This window comes from Blautia luti, from assembly GCF_013304735.1.
In the GTDB taxonomy this organism is placed as follows: Bacteria; Bacillota; Clostridia; order Lachnospirales; family Lachnospiraceae; genus Blautia_A.
On the sequence record NZ_JAAITI010000036.1, the window covers coordinates 19654 to 36671 of the forward strand.

A 17018-nucleotide genomic window follows, 5' to 3' on the forward strand; every position below is an offset into this window, starting at 1 on the left:
TAGGAGTTATGATATCAGAAGATCAGTCCTTCTGATATTTTTTCTTTTTTTCAGCCTTGGCTTCGCAGGTAAGCTCAATGCCGAGTTTTCGGAAACTGATCACATCCACATCGGAGAGCATAACAGAGGTATGGGCCTGGCAGCCACGGAGGTTCGGGATCTGCTCCAGGGCAAGGCGTGCGGCGTCGCTGGTTGCGGCACTCATGGACAGGGCAATCAGGATCTCGTCAATGTGAAGACGTGGGTTCTTACTTCCAAGATATTTGGTCTTCAGCTGCTGAATCGGATGGATGGCATCCGGGGAGATCACATGCTGCTCATGGTCAACTCCTGCCAGCTCTTTCAGTGCGTTCAGAAGGAGAGCTGCGGATGCACCGAGAAGATCGGAAGTTTTTCCGCATACGATTCTGCCGTCCGGAAGTTCCATAGCTGCAGCAGGGCCATTGGTTGCTTTCTCTTTTTCAAGGGCAGCAGGTACAACTTTTCGGTCAGTGATCTCTGCGTGGGCCTGCTGAAGGAGAAGTTCGATTTTACGTACTTCATTCTCTGTGCCGGAGCCGGAAACCAGGGCGTCCATACTCTTATAATAACGGCGGATGATCTCCTGGCGGGAAGCTTCCTGGCATACTTCATCGTCAACGATGCAGTTACCGGCCATATTAACGCCCATATCTGTCGGAGATTTGTAAGGGCAGCTGCCCATGATCTTCTCGAACATAGCCTGTACAACAGGGAAAACTTCTACGTCACGGTTGTAGTTGACGGTAGTTTTGCCGTAAGCTTCCAGATGGAACGGGTCGATCATGTTGACGTCATTCAGATCTGCAGTGGCAGCTTCATAGGCAAGGTTTACCGGATGTTTCAGAGGAAGATTCCAGATCGGGAAAGTCTCGAATTTCGCATATCCGGCTTTTACGCCACGTTTGTATTCGTGATAGAGCTGGGAAAGGCAGGTTGCCATCTTTCCGCTTCCAGGTCCCGGGGCTGTGATCACAACCAGAGGTCTTGTGGTTTCAATATAGTCATTCTTTCCATAGCCCTCATCACTTACGATCAGAGAGGTGTTGCTTGGATATCCGGGGATCAGGTAAAGCTTGTAAACACGGATACCCAGTTTCTCCAGACGTTTCTTGAAGAGATCGGCGCTTTCCTGGCCGGAGTACTGTGTGATGCATACGCTTCCTACATACAGGCCACGGCTTGTAAACTCATCCATAAGACGGAGAACGTCTTCGTCATAGGTAATGCCAAGGTCGCCGCGTACTTTATTCTTGTCAATGTCATTGGCACTGATAACAATAACGATCTCCGCCTGATCAGAAAGCTGCATCAGCATGCGGAGCTTGCTGTCCGGTTCAAAACCCGGAAGAACACGGGATGCATGGTAGTCGTCAAACAGTTTGCCGCCGAATTCAAGATAAAGTTTGTTGCCGAACTGACCGATTCTTTCACGGATATGTTCTGACTGCATTTTCAGATATTTTTCATTATCAAAACCTATTTTCATTTGTCTGATTTCCTCTCCTCTTTAATTTTCCAAATTACTGGGAACAGTATACTACAATTTAATGTTCACTGGCAATATCCTATGAGGTGTTTTTTCACAGGTATTTTTACAATCTCACGGTTGATTTATACGGTTTTTCTCTTTATAATAAAGAAATGACAAGAGGAGGAAAAAAATGAATAATCAACTGAAAAATGATCAGGATGGAAAGCAACCTGATAACAAAGATCCCAAACAGGGTTCAGGTAAAAATCATCAGTCGATTCTGGCTTTTCTGATATGCCTCCTGGTCACACTGGTGTGTTTTGCATTGTTTACCAACATGCTGAAAGATAACAGCAGTGAGATCTCCTATGATAAATTTATCGATATGGTGGATAAGGACCAGGTTAAGGAAGTAACGATCCAGTCCAGCACACTGACGATCGTACCTAAGAAGCAGAACTCCAAGTACGAGGATGAAAGCTATTATACTACGAAGACCGAGGACAGCACAGCACTGACCAAGAGACTGGAAGGTAAGGGAATCAAGTTTGAGACCGATCCGCCCGATGTGTTTGGCGAGTTTGTTGCCATGATCTTAAGCGTGGTTCTTCCAACCCTGCTGCTGTTTGGCCTTCTGATGTTCTCCATGCGCCGTATGAACAAAGGCGGCGGAATCATGGGCATGGGTGTAGGCAAGAGCAAGGCCAAGGCCTATGTTCAGAAAGAAACAGGAGTTACTTTTAAAGACGTGGCAGGCCAGGATGAGGCCAAGGAATCACTGCAGGAGGTTGTGGATTTTCTTCATAATCCTGAGAAATATACAGCCATCGGAGCCAAACTTCCAAAAGGCGCACTTCTTGTAGGACCTCCAGGAACCGGTAAGACACTGCTTGCCAAGGCGGTTGCCGGTGAGGCTCAGGTACCGTTCTTCTCCCTTTCCGGATCGGAGTTTGTGGAGATGTTTGTGGGTGTGGGAGCATCCCGTGTCCGCGATCTTTTTGAGGAAGCCAAGAAGAATGCACCGTGCATCGTATTTATTGATGAGATCGATGCCATCGGTAAAAGCCGTGATTCCCGCTATGGCGGCGGAAATGACGAACGTGAGCAGACACTGAACCAGCTGCTTGCGGAGATGGATGGTTTTGATACTTCCAAAGGTCTTCTGATCCTTGCGGCAACCAACAGACCGGAAGTCCTTGATCCGGCGCTTCTCCGTCCGGGACGTTTTGACAGACGTGTGATTGTTGACCGTCCGGATCTTAAAGGAAGGGTGGATATTCTGAAGGTACATGCCAAGAATGTACTTCTGGATGATACGGTTGATTTTGAGGCAATTGCCCTTGCAACTTCCGGTGCAGTAGGATCGGATCTTGCCAATATGATCAATGAAGCAGCAATTCTTGCAGTCAAGAAAGGCCGTAAGGCCGTATGCCAGAAAGACCTGGAAGAATCCGTTGAGGTAGTTCTTGTAGGTAAAGAAAAGAAAGACCGCATCTTAAGCAAACAGGAGCGCCGGATTGTATCTTACCATGAGGTAGGCCATGCGCTGGTAAATGCTCTTCAGAAAGATGCGGAACCTGTACAGAAGATTACCATCGTACCACGTACCATGGGAGCACTTGGTTACGTTATGCAGGTACCTGAGGAAGAAAAATATCTCAACACCAAGAAAGAACTGGAAGCGATGCTGGTAGGTTATCTTGGCGGACGTGCCGCAGAGGAAATTGTATTTGACACAGTGACCACAGGCGCTGCCAACGATATTGAGCAGGCGACCAAGGTTGCCAGAGCCATGATCACACAGTATGGTATGTCTGAGAAATTCGGGCTGATGGGACTGGCAACGCAGGAAAATCAGTACTTAAGCGGAAGAGCAGTCTTAAACTGTGGCGATGATACTGCAACAGAGATTGACCATGAGGTTATGAAACTGCTTCATCATTCCTACGAGGAAGCTAAGAGGATTCTTGGAAGCCACAGAGCGGAGATGGATAAAATTGCGGAATATCTTATTCGTAAGGAAACCATCACCGGTAAGGAATTTATGAAGATTCTCCGTGCAGTGCAGCAGGGACTGGATATTCCGGAGAATCTGGATGACCTGGTACTTTCTGAGGATGAAAAAGAAGTGTCCAATAAACAGGACATCACAAATAGCCCGGAAGAGGCCACCTTTGTGGAAACAGAAGAAGCTGTTCAGACAGCAGATGCCACTCATACAGAAACAGAAGAAAAGCCGGGATCACAGGCATAAAACAGATCATCGGAAAACCGGGAGAAATCCCGGTTTTCTTATTACCGTGATGGTAAAACAGGAGAATAAATTATGTTCATAATTGAGGAAGAATTAAAGAAGCTTCCGGCAAAACCGGGAGTTTACATCATGCATGGCGAGAAAGATGAGATCATCTATGTAGGAAAAGCCATCAGTTTGAAGAACCGTGTGCGCCAGTATTTTCAGAGCAGCCGTAATAAAGGAGCCAAAATTGAGCGGATGGTTACACACATTACCAGATTTGAGTACATTATTACGGACTCTGAACTGGAGGCACTTGTTCTGGAATGCAATCTGATCAAGGAGCACCGTCCCAAATATAACACCATGCTCAAGGATGATAAAAGTTATCCGTTTATCAAGGTGACTGTCAATGAACCATATCCAAGAGTACTTTTTGCCAGAAGAATGAAAAAAGATAAGGCCAGATATTTCGGACCTTATACCAGTGGCGGGGCAGTGAAGGACGTGATCGAGCTGGTGAGGAAACTGTATCAGGTACGTTCCTGTAATCGCAGCCTTCCGAGAGATACAGGGAAGGATAGGCCATGTCTGTATTATCATATGAAACAGTGCAAGGCACCCTGCCAGGGCTATATCAGTCAGAAAGAATACAGGAAAAACATCAATAAAGTGATCAAATTTCTGAACGGAGATTTTCAGGATACGATCAGTGAACTGATGGAAAAAATGCAGAAAGCTTCGGAGGAAATGCGCTACGAGGATGCCATGGAATACCGGGATCTGATCCGCAGTATCGAGAAGATCGGGGAACGCCAGAAGATCACGGGCTATGGACAGGAAGACAGGGATATCATTGCGGTAGCCATGGATGAGAGTGAAGACCTTCGTGACCAGGATGCCGTTGTGCAGGTATTTTTTATCCGGGATGGCAAGCTGATCGGCAGAGATCATTTTTATCTCCGGGTGGCAAAAGGCGATACAAAGTCCCAGGTTCTTTCCAGTTTCCTGAAACAGTTTTACGCAGGAACTCCGTTTATTCCCTCTGAGATTATGCTTCAGAGCGAAATCGAGGATGTGGATATTATCGAAGAGTGGCTGACAACAAGGCGGAAGCAGAAAGTGCATATCCGTGTTCCCAAAAAAGGAACCAAGGAAAAACTGGTAGAACTTGCCCTTGAAAATGCCCGTATGGTTCTCTCCAAGGACAGAGAACGGATTAAAAGAGAAGAAGGCCGTACCATCGGTGCAGTTCATGAGGTGGAAGACTGGCTGGGACTTGAAAATGTGGTACGTATGGAGGCATACGATATTTCCAACATCAGTGGTTTTGAATCCGTAGGTTCTATGGTAGTTTATGAAAAAGGCCGTCCAAAGCGCAGTGATTATCGTAAATTCAAGATCAAATGGGTGCAGGGGCCAAATGATTATGCCAGCATGGAAGAAGTGCTCACCCGAAGATTTACCCATGAAAGCAATGGCGAATTTGACAGTTTTGCAAGGCTGCCGGATCTGATCCTGATGGATGGAGGAAGAGGCCAGGTGAATATTGCACTGAAAGTGCTGAATAATCTGGGGATAAGTATTCCGGTCTGTGGTATGGTGAAAGATGATCACCACAGAACCAGAGGCCTGTATTTTGACAATGTGGAAATTCCCATTGATACTTCCAGTGAGGGATTCCGGCTCATTACCAGAATTCAGGATGAAGCGCACCGTTTTGCCATTGAGTACCACCGTTCTTTAAGAAGCAAGGAACAGGTACATTCCATTCTGGATGATATCCCCGGAATCGGAGATACCAGGAGGAAAGCGCTTCTCAGGAAATTCAAATCTGTGGAAAACATCCGTGACGCTTCAGAAGAAGAACTGGCACAGACAGAGAGCATGAATGCGGGAAGTGCCCGCCAGGTTTATGAATTTTTCCATAAATCCTGATGCTGCATTGCAGTTTCAACTGTGATTGTGTATAATTAAAGATAAGGTGTCTCACGCCACGGCAAAACGGCAGTGAGAATGCAAACTTTCAGCGAAAAGGAGACAAAAGTATGAAGGGTGTACAGTTGACAAAGATGGTACAGGAACTGGAGCTTAACAATCTGACTCCGGAAATCGACCTGTCAGGCATCGTGATCAAGACTGCGGAGATCAACAGACCTGCGCTTCAGCTTACCGGATATCTGGAGCATTTTGCAAATGAGCGGGTACAGATTATCGGATATGTAGAGTATACGTATCTGATGCAGCTCAATGAGGAAGAGAGACGTTTTAAATATGAGCGTTTTATCTCCAGTAAGATTCCCTGTGTTATTTTCAGTACCATGACCCGTCCGTCTCAGGACATGATTGATCTGGCTGTTAAATATAATGTTCCGACATTCGTGACAGAAAGAACAACTTCCAGCTTTATGGCTGAGATTATACGCTGGCTGGGTGTACAGCTTGCACCGTGCATTTCTATTCATGGTGTACTGGTGGATGTTTACGGCGAGGGAATTCTGATCACTGGTGAGAGTGGAATCGGTAAGAGCGAGGCTGCTCTGGAGCTGATTAAACGTGGCCACCGTCTTGTCAGTGATGATGTTGTTGAGATCCGTAAGGTCAGCGATGTAACGCTGGTAGGATCTGCGCCGGATATCACACGTCATTTTATTGAGCTTCGTGGTATCGGTATCATCGATGTAAAAACACTGTTCGGTGTAGAGAGTGTTAAGGATACCCAGTCGATCGACCTTGTTATCAAGCTTGAGGAGTGGGACAGAGATAAGGAATATGACCGTCTGGGACTTCATGAAGAGTATACAGAGTATCTTGGAAACAAGGTTGTATGCCATTCCCTTCCGATCCGTCCGGGACGTAACCTGGCGATTATCGTTGAGGCAGCAGCTGTCAACCACAGACAGAAGAAGATGGGATACAATGCAGCAGAGGCACTGTACAAACGTGTTCAGGCGAACCTTGCCAAGAAGAGAGAGAATACAGACGACGAAGAGTAAGGGAGGATAAGAAATGGGAACATATTGTTTTGGAATTGATGTAGGTGGAACTACTGTAAAATGCGGACTTTTCCGCACAGATGGCACTCTTGTTGAGAAATGGGAGATTCCGACACGTAAGGAGAATAACGGAGATCAGATCCTTCCGGATGTGGCAGCAGCCGTAAATGCCAAGATCGAAGAAAAAGGCATTTCCAAAGATGATGTAGAAGGCGTTGGAATCGGTGTTCCGGGACCGGTAAACTCCAAAGGCGAGGTGGACCGTGCAGTAAACCTTTACTGGGGCTATAAGGATGTTGCAGGAGAAATGGAAGAACTGACAGGACTTCCTGCGAAAGCTGGCAATGATGCAAATGTAGCTGCTCTTGGAGAAGCGTGGAAAGGTGCGGCAGCAGGTTCCTCCGATGTGATCATGGTTACACTGGGAACTGGTGTTGGCGGTGGAATCATTGTTGACGGTAAGATCGTGACAGGACATCACGGTGCAGGTGGTGAGATTGGACATGCCAATGTGGATCATCACGAGACAGAATCCTGCAACTGCGGAAATAAGGGCTGTCTGGAGCAGTTTGCCTCTGCAACCGGAATTGTCCGTATGGCAAAAAAAGAGCTTGCAGTTTCTGCAGAGAAGAGTGTACTCAGAGATGTGGAGAATATTTCCGCAAAAGCAGTTCTGGATGCGTTCAAGGAGAATGATCCAGTTGCAGTTGCGACCATGAAAAAAGTTGGAGAGCAGCTTGGTGGCGCTCTTGCGATCATTTCCTGTGTGACGGATCCTGAGACAATCGTAATCGGCGGAGGCGTTTCCAAGGCAGGACAGCCGCTGATTGACTGCATTCAGAAGTACTACAGAGAGTATACATTTTCATCCTGTAAAGATACTCCGATCGTGATTGCAACACTTGGCAATGATGCCGGAATTTACGGTGCAGCCAAGATGGTTCTCTGATTTTAAGTTCAGAAGAGATATAAAAAAGTGGATTCCCTGTTTCGGGAACCCACTTTTTTTATTCCTAAAATAAAATCATCAATTGTAATATTCTACAGGATCTTCGCCGGAAGTGTCTCCGCCATCGTCTCCGCCGGAAGTGTCTCCGCCATCGTCTCCGCCGGAAGTATCTCCGGTGTCATTTCCTGTATTATCACCTGAATTATCCCCGGAGGTGTCATCTCCGCCGGTGTTATCGCCGTCACCGTTGTCGCCGCCGGTGTTATCAGAACTGTCGGTATTATCACCGTTGGAATCGGCGTTCGTGCTATCCGTACTGTCCGGAGATGCGCTTGGAATTGCGTCGGTATCGGAATCCGTGTTTTCGTAATAATAGTCTTCGTCGTAATCATAGCTGCTTCCATAAAAATGTTCATCGCAGTATTCAGTCGGAAGACTGGAAATATCAAAATATTCGGTGATAGTCGGGCAGCCTGCACGTGGAAGAAGTCCGGTTTCAGAGCAGACACTTGCTTTTTCCACGCTGGAAGGCATTTCAAAATCTTTATCTTCCAGGCCTTCATGGATACGTGTCATTACTTTTTTCCAGAGATTTTTATGGAAGTTACGTGCATCTTCCGGGATTTTTTCGTTGTTGTCATAACCGGACCATACTGCACAGGTGTAATACGGGGTATAGCCTACGAACCACAGGTCATTGTAATCCTCAGTTGTACCTGTTTTTCCTGCAACAGTCATATTGTCAAGCTGGCAGGCAGTACCGGTACCTTTTTTGACAACGTCTTCCATGGCGCTTGTAAGCAGGTAGGCAGTGCTGTCTTTGATTACAGATCTGGAAACGGAAGTATTCTCGATCAGAACATTTCCATCATGATCAAGGATCTGTGTATAATAAATCGGTTTGATATAATTGCCGTTGTTTGCAATTGCTGCGTATGCGGCACAGAGTTCTACATTTTTGACACCCTTGGTAATACCTCCGAGGGCAGTTGCCAGGTTAGCGTCACTCCATACATTTCCGTTGGCATCTTTATCTGCCTCAGTTCCATGGGCCAGAGTAGTAAATCCGAAATCATCCAGATATTTAAGACCAAGAGCCGGGGTAACCTGTTCCAGACATTTGACTGCCACAACGTTGATGGAATTCTGGATTGCCTTACGGATGGTGGTCTCGCCGCCGTAGCTTCGTGTGGCGTTGTTAACCGGAGAACCGTCCGGATATTCATATGGCTCATCCATAAATGTAGTAGCCAGTGTATCACCTTTTTCATTCAGAGCCGGAGCGTAAGTGGATACAATTTTAAAGGTAGAACCAGGCTGTCTGGTTGTATCCGTGGCACGATTCAGAGTCAGGCTGGCTGTTTTTTCACCACGGCCTCCGATCAGGGCTTTTACATAACCGGTATGCTGGTCAATAACAGTCATGGAAGACTGCGGCTGAGGTGCAAAGTTTACACGCTCGGAAATAACGGTGCTTCCGTCAGAAAGAATGCTGGCTTTGTACTGGTCTACATACTGCTGGCCCTCTTCCGGAGAATCGAAGAGAAGGTCAAATTCCGGATCCTGATCACGGAAATAAAGCTGAAGCATTTCCTTGCTGTAATTTTTCTGGTTTCCATCTGCATCCTGAACGGTCAGTGCGTAATCCAGTTCATACTGTACATCAGCCGGATAGTTATCCGGATTTGCATATTCTTCATCAAGAATCTGCTGAATGTTGGAATCCAGTGTTGTCATGATTTTCAGGCCGCCACTGTAAAGAAGATTAGTAGCCTGTGTTTTTGTGTAACCTTTGATATTCATAAGGTCGCTGATTACCTGGTTGGTGACCTCGTCCTCAAAATAGGTGTAGACGGTGCTTTCTTCTTCTGTGTTTTCAAGCTGTGCAGCCTGAATACGGGAGTAAACATCATCATTCAGGGCATTGTTATATTCGTCCTGGGAAATATAATTCTGATCCAGCATGTGGTCCAGAACTTCTTTCCGTCTTTTGGCGTTGGCTTTCGGGTTGGTGATCGGATTGAATTTGGTTGGGTTCTGAGTGATACCTGCAAGGGTTGCACATTCAGAAAGATTCAGATCCCATACATCTTTATTGAAATATTTCTTGGAAGCTGCCTGTACGCCGTAGGAACCTGCTCCAAGGTTGATGGTGTTCAGGTAATTTTCAAGAATTACAGATTTATCGTATTTCTTTTCAACCTGTACAGCCAGGTACTGTTCCTGAAACTTACGGGTGAAACGTTCCAGCTGTGTGGACTCATTGGTCCAGTCTGTGAAAACGTTGTTCTTCAGAAGCTGCTGTGTGATGGTACTGGCACCCTCGGAAAAATTACCGGTGGTAATTGCCTTCATTCCGGCACGCGCAATACCGCGGACATCAATACCGTTATGTTCATAAAAACGTTCATCCTCAATGGCTACCACTGCATGCTGCAGACTGACCGGGATCTGGTCCAGGGAGACCGGAAGACGGTTGGATGTAGGGGCTGAAAGCTGTCGGATCTGTGTTCCCTGGTCATCATACAGGAAGGTTGCATATCCGAGAGGTGAAATATCCACATTGTTGACATCAGGTGCTCCGGCGATCACGCCCCGGAAGGAGCCGATACCAAGGCAGACAACCATGACGCAGACTGCGATCAGAGCTGTAAATAAAACCCGGATAAACGAAACATGTGCTCTTTTTTCCAGCATGGAAGTACGGGAGATCAGAGCATTCCGCTTCTTGGAAGTGGATCTTTTTCCGTAGTTCATAATATTCCTCCTTTATAATCCGTTCTATTATATCAAATATAGAATGCCAAATAAACCCTTAAAAAAAATTTCACAATTCGTGATATCTTATACATTGTGCAAAGCAGATAATTATTATACAATAAAGAAAACTCTGCCGGTGGCAGATTTCAGTTATAGATAACGGAGGCGTAAACCATGCTGGAACATTATAAAACCATATACGAAGGCGGCGAGGGCGAACTTGTGGAAAAAAAATCCCGTTTTATCGCAACGGTCCGTCCTGTGGAAACCGAAGAAGAGGCTCTTGCTTTTATCGAAGAAATGAAAAAGAAATACTGGGATGCCCGTCATAACTGCTATGTATATTCGGTAGGAATGAATCGGGAAGCCACCCGCTGCAGTGATGACGGAGAACCATCCGGAACTGCAGGAAGGCCCATGCTGGATGTGCTTCTGGGAGCCGGGATCTATAATGCGGCCATCGTGGTGACCAGATATTTCGGCGGCGTCCTTCTTGGAACCGGCGGACTTGTGCGGGCATATTCAGGGGCAGTCCAGGCCGGACTTGCGGCCAGCACTGTAATTGAGAAACATCACGGGATTTCTCTTCAGGTGACAACGGATTATACAGGGATCGGTAAGATCCAGTATATCGCGGGAGAAAGAAGCCTGCCAATCCTGGATTCCGAGTATACCGACAAGGTTGTTCTGAAGCTTCTTGTGCCGGATGACCAGATCGAAGAGGTCAAAAAAGCCATCACAGAGGGAACCAACGGAAGAGCCGGACTTGAGAAAGATGCAGAGCTGTATTTTGCAAAAGTAAACGGAGAGGTGAAAACCTTCGAGAAATAGAACAAAAAACACCCCGGAAACGGCAGATAACTGATTTACAGTCTGCCTTTCACGGGGCATTTTCATGTCTTTTTAAATAATTTCTTTATTTTAGAAAATTCTGCCTATCAGCATTTCTCCGGTTCCGGATAATCCACACCAAAGGTTTCAACAGTCATGGATTTGATCTTCTGCTCGTCAAGAGGACGGTCACTGTAGTCTGTGTCTGTCTCTGCGATAGCATTTACAACATCCATGCCCTCAATGATCTGGCCGAATGCAGCGTAGCTTCCGTCAAGATGCGGAGCAGCTTTATGCATGATGAAGAACTGGCTTCCGGCAGAGTTCGGATGCATGGCTCTTGCCATGGAGAGAACACCTGGTGTATGTTTCAGGTCATTTTTGAAACGGTTCTGGGAGAACTCGCCCTTGATGCTGTATCCTGGGCCGCCCATACCGGTTCCATCAGGGCATCCGCCCTGAATCATGAAACCGTTGATAACACGGTGGAAGATCAGGCCGTCATAAAAGCCTTTTTTTACAAGGCTGATGAAGTTATTTACTGTGTTCGGGGCAACTTCCGGATATAATTCCGCTTTCATTACATCGCCATTATCCATTGTGATGGTAACGATAGGATTTGCCATAGTTTTCGCACTCCTTTTCAAAAAGTATTGTATTTCGCTGTTCGCTCTATTATAATATGCAAAGAATAATTGTGCAAGAAAAAGGTGGAAAATATGATCATAGAAACGCATGATCCGGAGGAGACATTCGAGGTCGGAAGAAAGATCGGAATGAATGCGAAACCGGGACAGATCTACACACTGACAGGCGACCTGGGAGTTGGAAAAACCGTGTTTACACAGGGCGTGGCAGCAGGCCTTGGGATTACAGAACCTGTAAACAGCCCTACGTTTACCATTATCCAGGAATATGAAGACGGGCGTCTGCCGTTTTATCATTTTGATGTATATCGTATCGGGGATCTGGAAGAAATGGAAGAGATCGGATACGATGATTATTTTTTCGGACAGGGAATCTGCCTCATCGAATGGGCAGAACTCATTGAGGAGATCCTCCCGGAAAAAAGAATCGAAGTTACCATTGAGAAAGACCTTGAGAAAGGCTTTGAGTACAGAAAGATCACCATTGAGGAGAGAGGGGAAGAGGTAGAATGAGAGTTTTGGCACTGGACAGTTCCGGGATCGTGGCATCTGTAGCTGTTGTGGAGGATGATACACTGGTAGCGGAATATACGGTTAATTATAAAAAAACACATTCACAGACCCTTCTTCCCATGTTGGATGAGATCGTGAAGATGACAGAACTGGATCTTAAGACCATTGACGCCATTGCGGTAGCCAAAGGACCGGGATCTTTTACCGGACTCCGCATCGGCTCTGCCACAGCCAAGGGACTGGGACTTGCCCTTGACAAACCACTGGTTGGGATTCCCACTGTGGAAGCACTGGCATACAATCTCTATGATGTAAATGGGCTGATCTGCCCCATCATGGACGCCAGAAGAAAACAGGTTTATACAGGAATCTACCGTTATGAAGACCACAGACTTGTGACTGTAAAAGATCAGATGGCAGTGGGAATCGAGGAGCTTCTTTCCATGCTCAATGAAATGGGAGAATCCGTAACATTTCTGGGAGACGGTGTTCCGGTATTTAAAGATATCATTGCAGATAAGCTTGAGGTACCGTTTTCTTTTGCACCGGCCCATCTTTCCAGACAGAGAGCCGGAGCGGTAGGCGCACTTGGTGTCCTTTATTATAAAGAAGGCAGAACAGAGACAGCAGCTGAGCACAAACCGGACTATCTTCGTGTATCACAGGCAGAGCGGGAACGTGCCCAGAAACTGAAAAAAGAATCAGAAGGGGAAAACGCATGATCTTAAGAGAAATGCTGGTGGATGACCTGGATCAGGTTATGGAGATCGAAGAGGAACTTTTTTCTGTCCCATGGACAAAAGAGGGATTTCTGACATTTCTTATGAAAGAGAATGCAATGTTTCTTGTTGTGGAAGAAAAAGGCCGGATCCTGGGGTATTGCGGTCTTCTTACTGTACTGGACGAGGGGGATGTGACCAATGTTGCCGTCCGCAGGGACCGCCAGAGAGAGGGAATCGGAAATTTCCTTATGGAGAGCATGATCCGTCTGGCAGAAGAACGGGGGATCACCATGATCCATCTGGAAGTCCGCGCGGGAAATGAGACGGCGATCCGGCTTTATGAGCGGCAGGGGTTTGTGAGAGACGGACTGCGTAAGGCGTATTATACAGATCCCACAGAGGATGCTGTTCTTATGACACGCACAGGAGGAAAAATATGTTAGATGTTTGTTTACTTGGCTGCGGAGGAATGATGCCGCTGCCACGCAGATGGCTTACCGCGCTGATGACCCGCTACAACGGCAGCAGTCTGATGATCGACTGCGGGGAAGGTACCCAGGTGGCCATTAAAGAAAAAGGCTGGAGTTTCAAGCCCATTGATGTGATCTGCTTTACCCATTATCACGGGGATCATATCAGCGGACTTCCGGGACTTCTTCTGACTATGGGAAACGCGGACCGTACGGAACCGCTGACACTGGTGGGACCAAGAGGACTGGAACGTGTGGTAAACGCATTGCGTGTGATCGCACCGGAACTGCCTTTTGAAATTAAATTTATCGAGATCACGAAACCGGAGGAGGTTCTGGAACTGAATGGTTACCGGATCACCGCATTCCGGGTAAACCATAATGTTACATGCTACGGCTATACCCTTGAGATCCTTCGCCAGGGAAAATTTTCTCCTGACAGTGCCAGAGAGCATGAGATTCCGCTGAAATTCTGGAATCCGCTGCAGAAGGGCCAGACCGTGGAGAATGAAGGAAGGGTCTACACACCGGATATGGTACTTGGCCCGCCGAGAAAAGGGATCAAGCTTACCTACACCACAGATACCAGACCAACTGAGTCCATTTTACGCAATGCAAAAGACTCCGATCTTTTTATCTGCGAGGGAATGTACGGCGAAGATGACAAGATCGAAAAGGCAAAAGGCTACAAACACATGACGTTTCGTGAAGCGGCTACCCTTGCCCGGGATGCGGGAGTAGGGGAAATGTGGCTGACCCATTACAGCCCGTCTCTGGTACGCCCGGATGATTACATGGATACAGTCCGTGAGATCTTTCCGAAGGCATGGCCGGGAAAAGACGGTAAAAGTGTGGAACTGAATTTTGAAGAGGACTGAAAAAAATGAAAGATACATTAATTCTTGGTATTGAGAGCTCCTGTGATGAAACAGCAGCCTCCGTTGTAAAAAACGGAAGGACTGTCTTATCAAACGTGATTTCCTCACAGATCGAGATCCATAAACTGTATGGAGGTGTTGTACCGGAAATCGCCTCCAGAAATCATATAGAAAGAATCAACCAGGTCATCCAGGAAGCGCTGGACGAGGCAAATGTTACCCTGGATGATATTGATGCTATCGGTGTAACTTACGGACCAGGGCTTGTGGGTGCGCTTCTTGTAGGCGTGGCAGAAGCCAAGGCCATTGCCTATGCAAGAAATCTGCCCCTGGTAGGCGTGCATCATATAGAAGGACATGTTTCCGCCAATTATATTGAGCATCCGGATCTGGAACCGCCATTTCTCTGTGCCATTGTATCCGGTGGACACACCCATCTTGTCATTGTGAAAGACTATGGCCAGTTTGAGATCCTGGGACGTACCAGAGATGATGCAGCAGGGGAAGCTTTTGACAAAGTTGCCCGTGCCATCGGTCTTGGATATCCGGGAGGCCCAAAGATCGACAAGCTTGCAAAAGAAGGAAATCCGGATGCTATTGAGTTTCCACGTGCAAAAATTGGTGAAAATCCGTATGATTTCAGCTTCAGTGGCGTGAAGTCCGCAGTTCTCAATTACTTAAACGGTGCAAAAATGAAAGGCGAGGAAGTAAACCGTGCGGATATCGCGGCATCCTTCCAGAAAGCGGTTGTTGATGTGCTGGTAGAACATACCATGCAGGCAGCAGCTGATTTTGGCATGAAAAAAATTGCTATTGCAGGAGGTGTTGCCTCCAATGGAGCGCTCCGCACTGCCATGGAAAAGGCATGCACAGACCGTGGATACAAATTTTACCGTCCGTCACCGATTTTCTGTACGGATAATGCGGCAATGATCGGAGTGGCTGCCTATTATGAATATATCAAGGGAACACGCCATAGCTGGGACCTGAATGCAGTTCCGAACCTGAAACTTGGCGAAAGATAAAAGAATCCGGGGTAATTGATTATGGAAGAGTGCAGAAATACAGCCATTGTCCTGGCAGCAGGTCAGGGAAAGCGTATGCACAGCAAAATACAGAAGCAGTTTATGGAGCTTAACGGAATGCCGGTGCTCTGTTATTCTCTGCAATGTTTTCAGGAAAGTCCGCTGATCCGGGATATCATTCTGGTGACAGGGGAGGAGTATGTTTCCTGGTGCAAAGAAGAAATCGTGGAAAAATACGGTTTTACAAAAGTTTCTGCCGTAGTATCCGGCGGAAAAGAGCGGTACGATTCCGTTTATGAAGGACTTCGTGCGTGCAAAGACACGGAATACGTACTGATCCATGACGGTGCCAGACCGTTTATTGATCATGAGATCATTGAAAGAGGACTTATGGCAGCAGCACAGACAGGTGCCAGTGTTGTAGGTATGCCCTCCAAAGACACGGTTAAGATTGCAGATGTGGAGGGAAATGTCAGTGAAACTCCGGATCGCAGCAGTGTATGGATCGTTCAGACTCCACAGATCTTTCGGTATCCGCTGATCTACGACGCATATACCAGCATCCTTAAGAAAGAAATGACCGGGATTACAGATGATGCCATGGTAGCAGAACATGAGACCGGGGTGAAAATCCGCTTTTCGGAAGGTTCCTATCGTAACATCAAGATCACAACACCGGAAGATCTTGTCATTGCAGAGGCATTTTTGAGAGAAAACAGAGAATAGAACAGAGGAAAAATCCCTGTAAATATGGGCATATAGCGGAAATTGAAGCTATATGTCCAATTTTTTGAAAAAAATATCAAATTTGTTATTGACAGGTAAGATATTTGATGATAGAATACAACATGCGCTGACAAAACAGCACAAAAAATGTTGAAAAACAACATATGGAGAGATATCGAAGTGGTCATAACGAGGCGGTCTTGAAAACCGTTTGTCCGCAAGGGCGCGTGGGTTCGAATCCCACTCTCTCCGCTAGTCAAATACAGAATAAAAACTTTTGAAAAAAGTTGAAAAAAGTACTTGACAACATAAAAGATACGAGATATAATATCACCTGTCGCTGAGAGCGATAGAGATAAATATCAGAACTACTTAGTAAGTAGGGCAATTTGGAGAAGTACCCAAGCTGGCCGAAGGGGCTCCCCTGGAAAGGGAGTAGGTCGTTAACGCGGCGCGAGGGTTCAAATCCCTCCTTCTCCGCTTTGGTTTTTTGAGAAGTTAAAAACTTCGAAAAAAATTAAAAAAAGTTCTTGACAAACGGTTTTGAATGAGATAAAATAAACAAGCTGTTCAAAAAGAACAAAACAAACCTTGATAACTAAACAGTGAAACACATACGATTCTCGAAAATTTCTTTACATTTAAAGAACGGTTTTAACAAACCAAAAGCAGTAAAAACGAGAGATAGCCAAACGGTTGTCTTGAGTAAATGAATCAAACATTTTATCAGAGAGTTTGATCCTGGCTCAGGATGAACGCTGGCGGCGTGCTTA

At 46.4% G+C, this 17018-nt stretch carries 14 protein-coding genes and 2 tRNA genes; 13 read left to right on the forward strand and 3 right to left on the reverse strand.

Going from position 1 to position 17018, the window contains the following annotated elements:
* Window positions 1-22 precede the first annotated feature (22 nt).
* The gene (locus G5B06_RS15110) at window positions 23-1507 is read right to left on the reverse strand and encodes a DUF1846 domain-containing protein (protein WP_148448391.1); all 1485 of its coding nucleotides are present in this window, start codon (window positions 1505-1507) and stop codon (window positions 23-25) included.
* A gap of 175 nt (window positions 1508-1682) precedes the next feature.
* On the opposite strand from G5B06_RS15110, the gene ftsH reads away from it, so the two are divergent.
* From ftsH to G5B06_RS15130, 4 genes are all read left to right on the forward strand, one after another.
* Window positions 1683-3746 carry an ATP-dependent zinc metalloprotease FtsH gene (gene ftsH / locus G5B06_RS15115; RefSeq protein ID WP_148448389.1) on the forward strand — a complete coding sequence of 688 codons (2064 nt, stop codon included), beginning with the start codon at window positions 1683-1685 and terminating at the stop codon, window positions 3744-3746.
* Between the two features lie 72 nt (window positions 3747-3818).
* Entirely contained in the window at window positions 3819-5666 is a 1848-nt protein-coding gene (gene uvrC, locus G5B06_RS15120) for an excinuclease ABC subunit UvrC (protein WP_173772420.1), read from the forward strand.
* A 110-nt stretch (window positions 5667-5776) separates the two neighbouring features.
* The gene (gene hprK / locus G5B06_RS15125) at window positions 5777-6724 is read left to right on the forward strand and encodes an HPr(Ser) kinase/phosphatase (RefSeq protein ID WP_173763108.1); all 948 of its coding nucleotides are present in this window, start codon (window positions 5777-5779) and stop codon (window positions 6722-6724) included.
* 13 nt (window positions 6725-6737) lie between these two features.
* Complete coding sequence (locus G5B06_RS15130) at window positions 6738-7673, forward strand: ROK family glucokinase (protein WP_173763107.1); 936 nt, start codon at window positions 6738-6740, stop codon at window positions 7671-7673.
* Window positions 7674-7751: 78 nt separating this feature from the next.
* On the opposite strand, the gene G5B06_RS15135 is transcribed toward G5B06_RS15130, so the two are convergent.
* Window positions 7752-10430, reverse strand: coding sequence for a transglycosylase domain-containing protein (locus G5B06_RS15135; protein WP_173772421.1), 2679 nt, complete (start codon window positions 10428-10430; stop codon window positions 7752-7754).
* 177 nt (window positions 10431-10607) lie between these two features.
* Here G5B06_RS15135 and G5B06_RS15140 point away from each other — a divergent pair, with 177 nt between their 5' ends.
* Complete coding sequence (locus tag G5B06_RS15140; RefSeq protein WP_148448379.1) at window positions 10608-11264, forward strand: YigZ family protein; 657 nt, start codon at window positions 10608-10610, stop codon at window positions 11262-11264.
* A 107-nt stretch (window positions 11265-11371) separates the two neighbouring features.
* Here the strand turns inward: G5B06_RS15140 and G5B06_RS15145 are convergent, their stop codons facing one another.
* A complete protein-coding gene (locus G5B06_RS15145; RefSeq protein ID WP_148448377.1) occupies window positions 11372-11890 on the reverse strand; it encodes a peptidylprolyl isomerase in 519 nt (172 codons plus the stop codon).
* Between the two features lie 93 nt (window positions 11891-11983).
* On the opposite strand from G5B06_RS15145, the gene tsaE reads away from it, so the two are divergent.
* The 8 genes from tsaE (at window position 11984) to G5B06_RS15185 (ending at window position 16725) form a co-directional block, all read left to right on the forward strand.
* Window positions 11984-12424: a tRNA (adenosine(37)-N6)-threonylcarbamoyltransferase complex ATPase subunit type 1 TsaE gene (gene tsaE / locus G5B06_RS15150; RefSeq protein ID WP_173772429.1), complete on the forward strand. Its 441-nt coding sequence runs from the start codon at window positions 11984-11986 to the stop codon at window positions 12422-12424.
* Window positions 12421-13146: a tRNA (adenosine(37)-N6)-threonylcarbamoyltransferase complex dimerization subunit type 1 TsaB gene (gene tsaB / locus G5B06_RS15155; protein ID WP_173772431.1), complete on the forward strand. Its 726-nt coding sequence runs from the start codon at window positions 12421-12423 to the stop codon at window positions 13144-13146. The genes tsaE and tsaB overlap by 4 nt, the downstream gene beginning before the upstream one ends.
* Window positions 13143-13589, forward strand: a complete 447-nt coding sequence (gene rimI / locus G5B06_RS15160; RefSeq protein WP_118062669.1) for a ribosomal protein S18-alanine N-acetyltransferase — start codon at window positions 13143-13145, stop codon at window positions 13587-13589. The genes tsaB and rimI overlap by 4 nt, the downstream gene beginning before the upstream one ends.
* On the forward strand, window positions 13583-14494 hold the full coding sequence (locus tag G5B06_RS15165) for a ribonuclease Z (RefSeq protein ID WP_118062668.1): 912 nt from the start codon (window positions 13583-13585) through the stop codon (window positions 14492-14494). The genes rimI and G5B06_RS15165 overlap by 7 nt, the downstream gene beginning before the upstream one ends.
* 5 nt (window positions 14495-14499) lie before the next feature.
* Window positions 14500-15519, forward strand: a complete 1020-nt coding sequence (gene tsaD, locus G5B06_RS15170) for a tRNA (adenosine(37)-N6)-threonylcarbamoyltransferase complex transferase subunit TsaD (protein ID WP_118062667.1) — start codon at window positions 14500-14502, stop codon at window positions 15517-15519.
* Window positions 15520-15540: 21 nt separating this feature from the next.
* Window positions 15541-16245: a 2-C-methyl-D-erythritol 4-phosphate cytidylyltransferase gene (ispD, locus tag G5B06_RS15175; RefSeq protein ID WP_148448367.1), complete on the forward strand. Its 705-nt coding sequence runs from the start codon at window positions 15541-15543 to the stop codon at window positions 16243-16245.
* A 166-nt stretch (window positions 16246-16411) separates the two neighbouring features.
* Window positions 16412-16497: transfer RNA gene (locus G5B06_RS15180), tRNA-Ser, on the forward strand.
* A 139-nt stretch (window positions 16498-16636) separates the two neighbouring features.
* Window positions 16637-16725 (forward strand) — tRNA-Ser (locus tag G5B06_RS15185).
* Window positions 16726-17018: the final 293 nt, after the last annotated feature.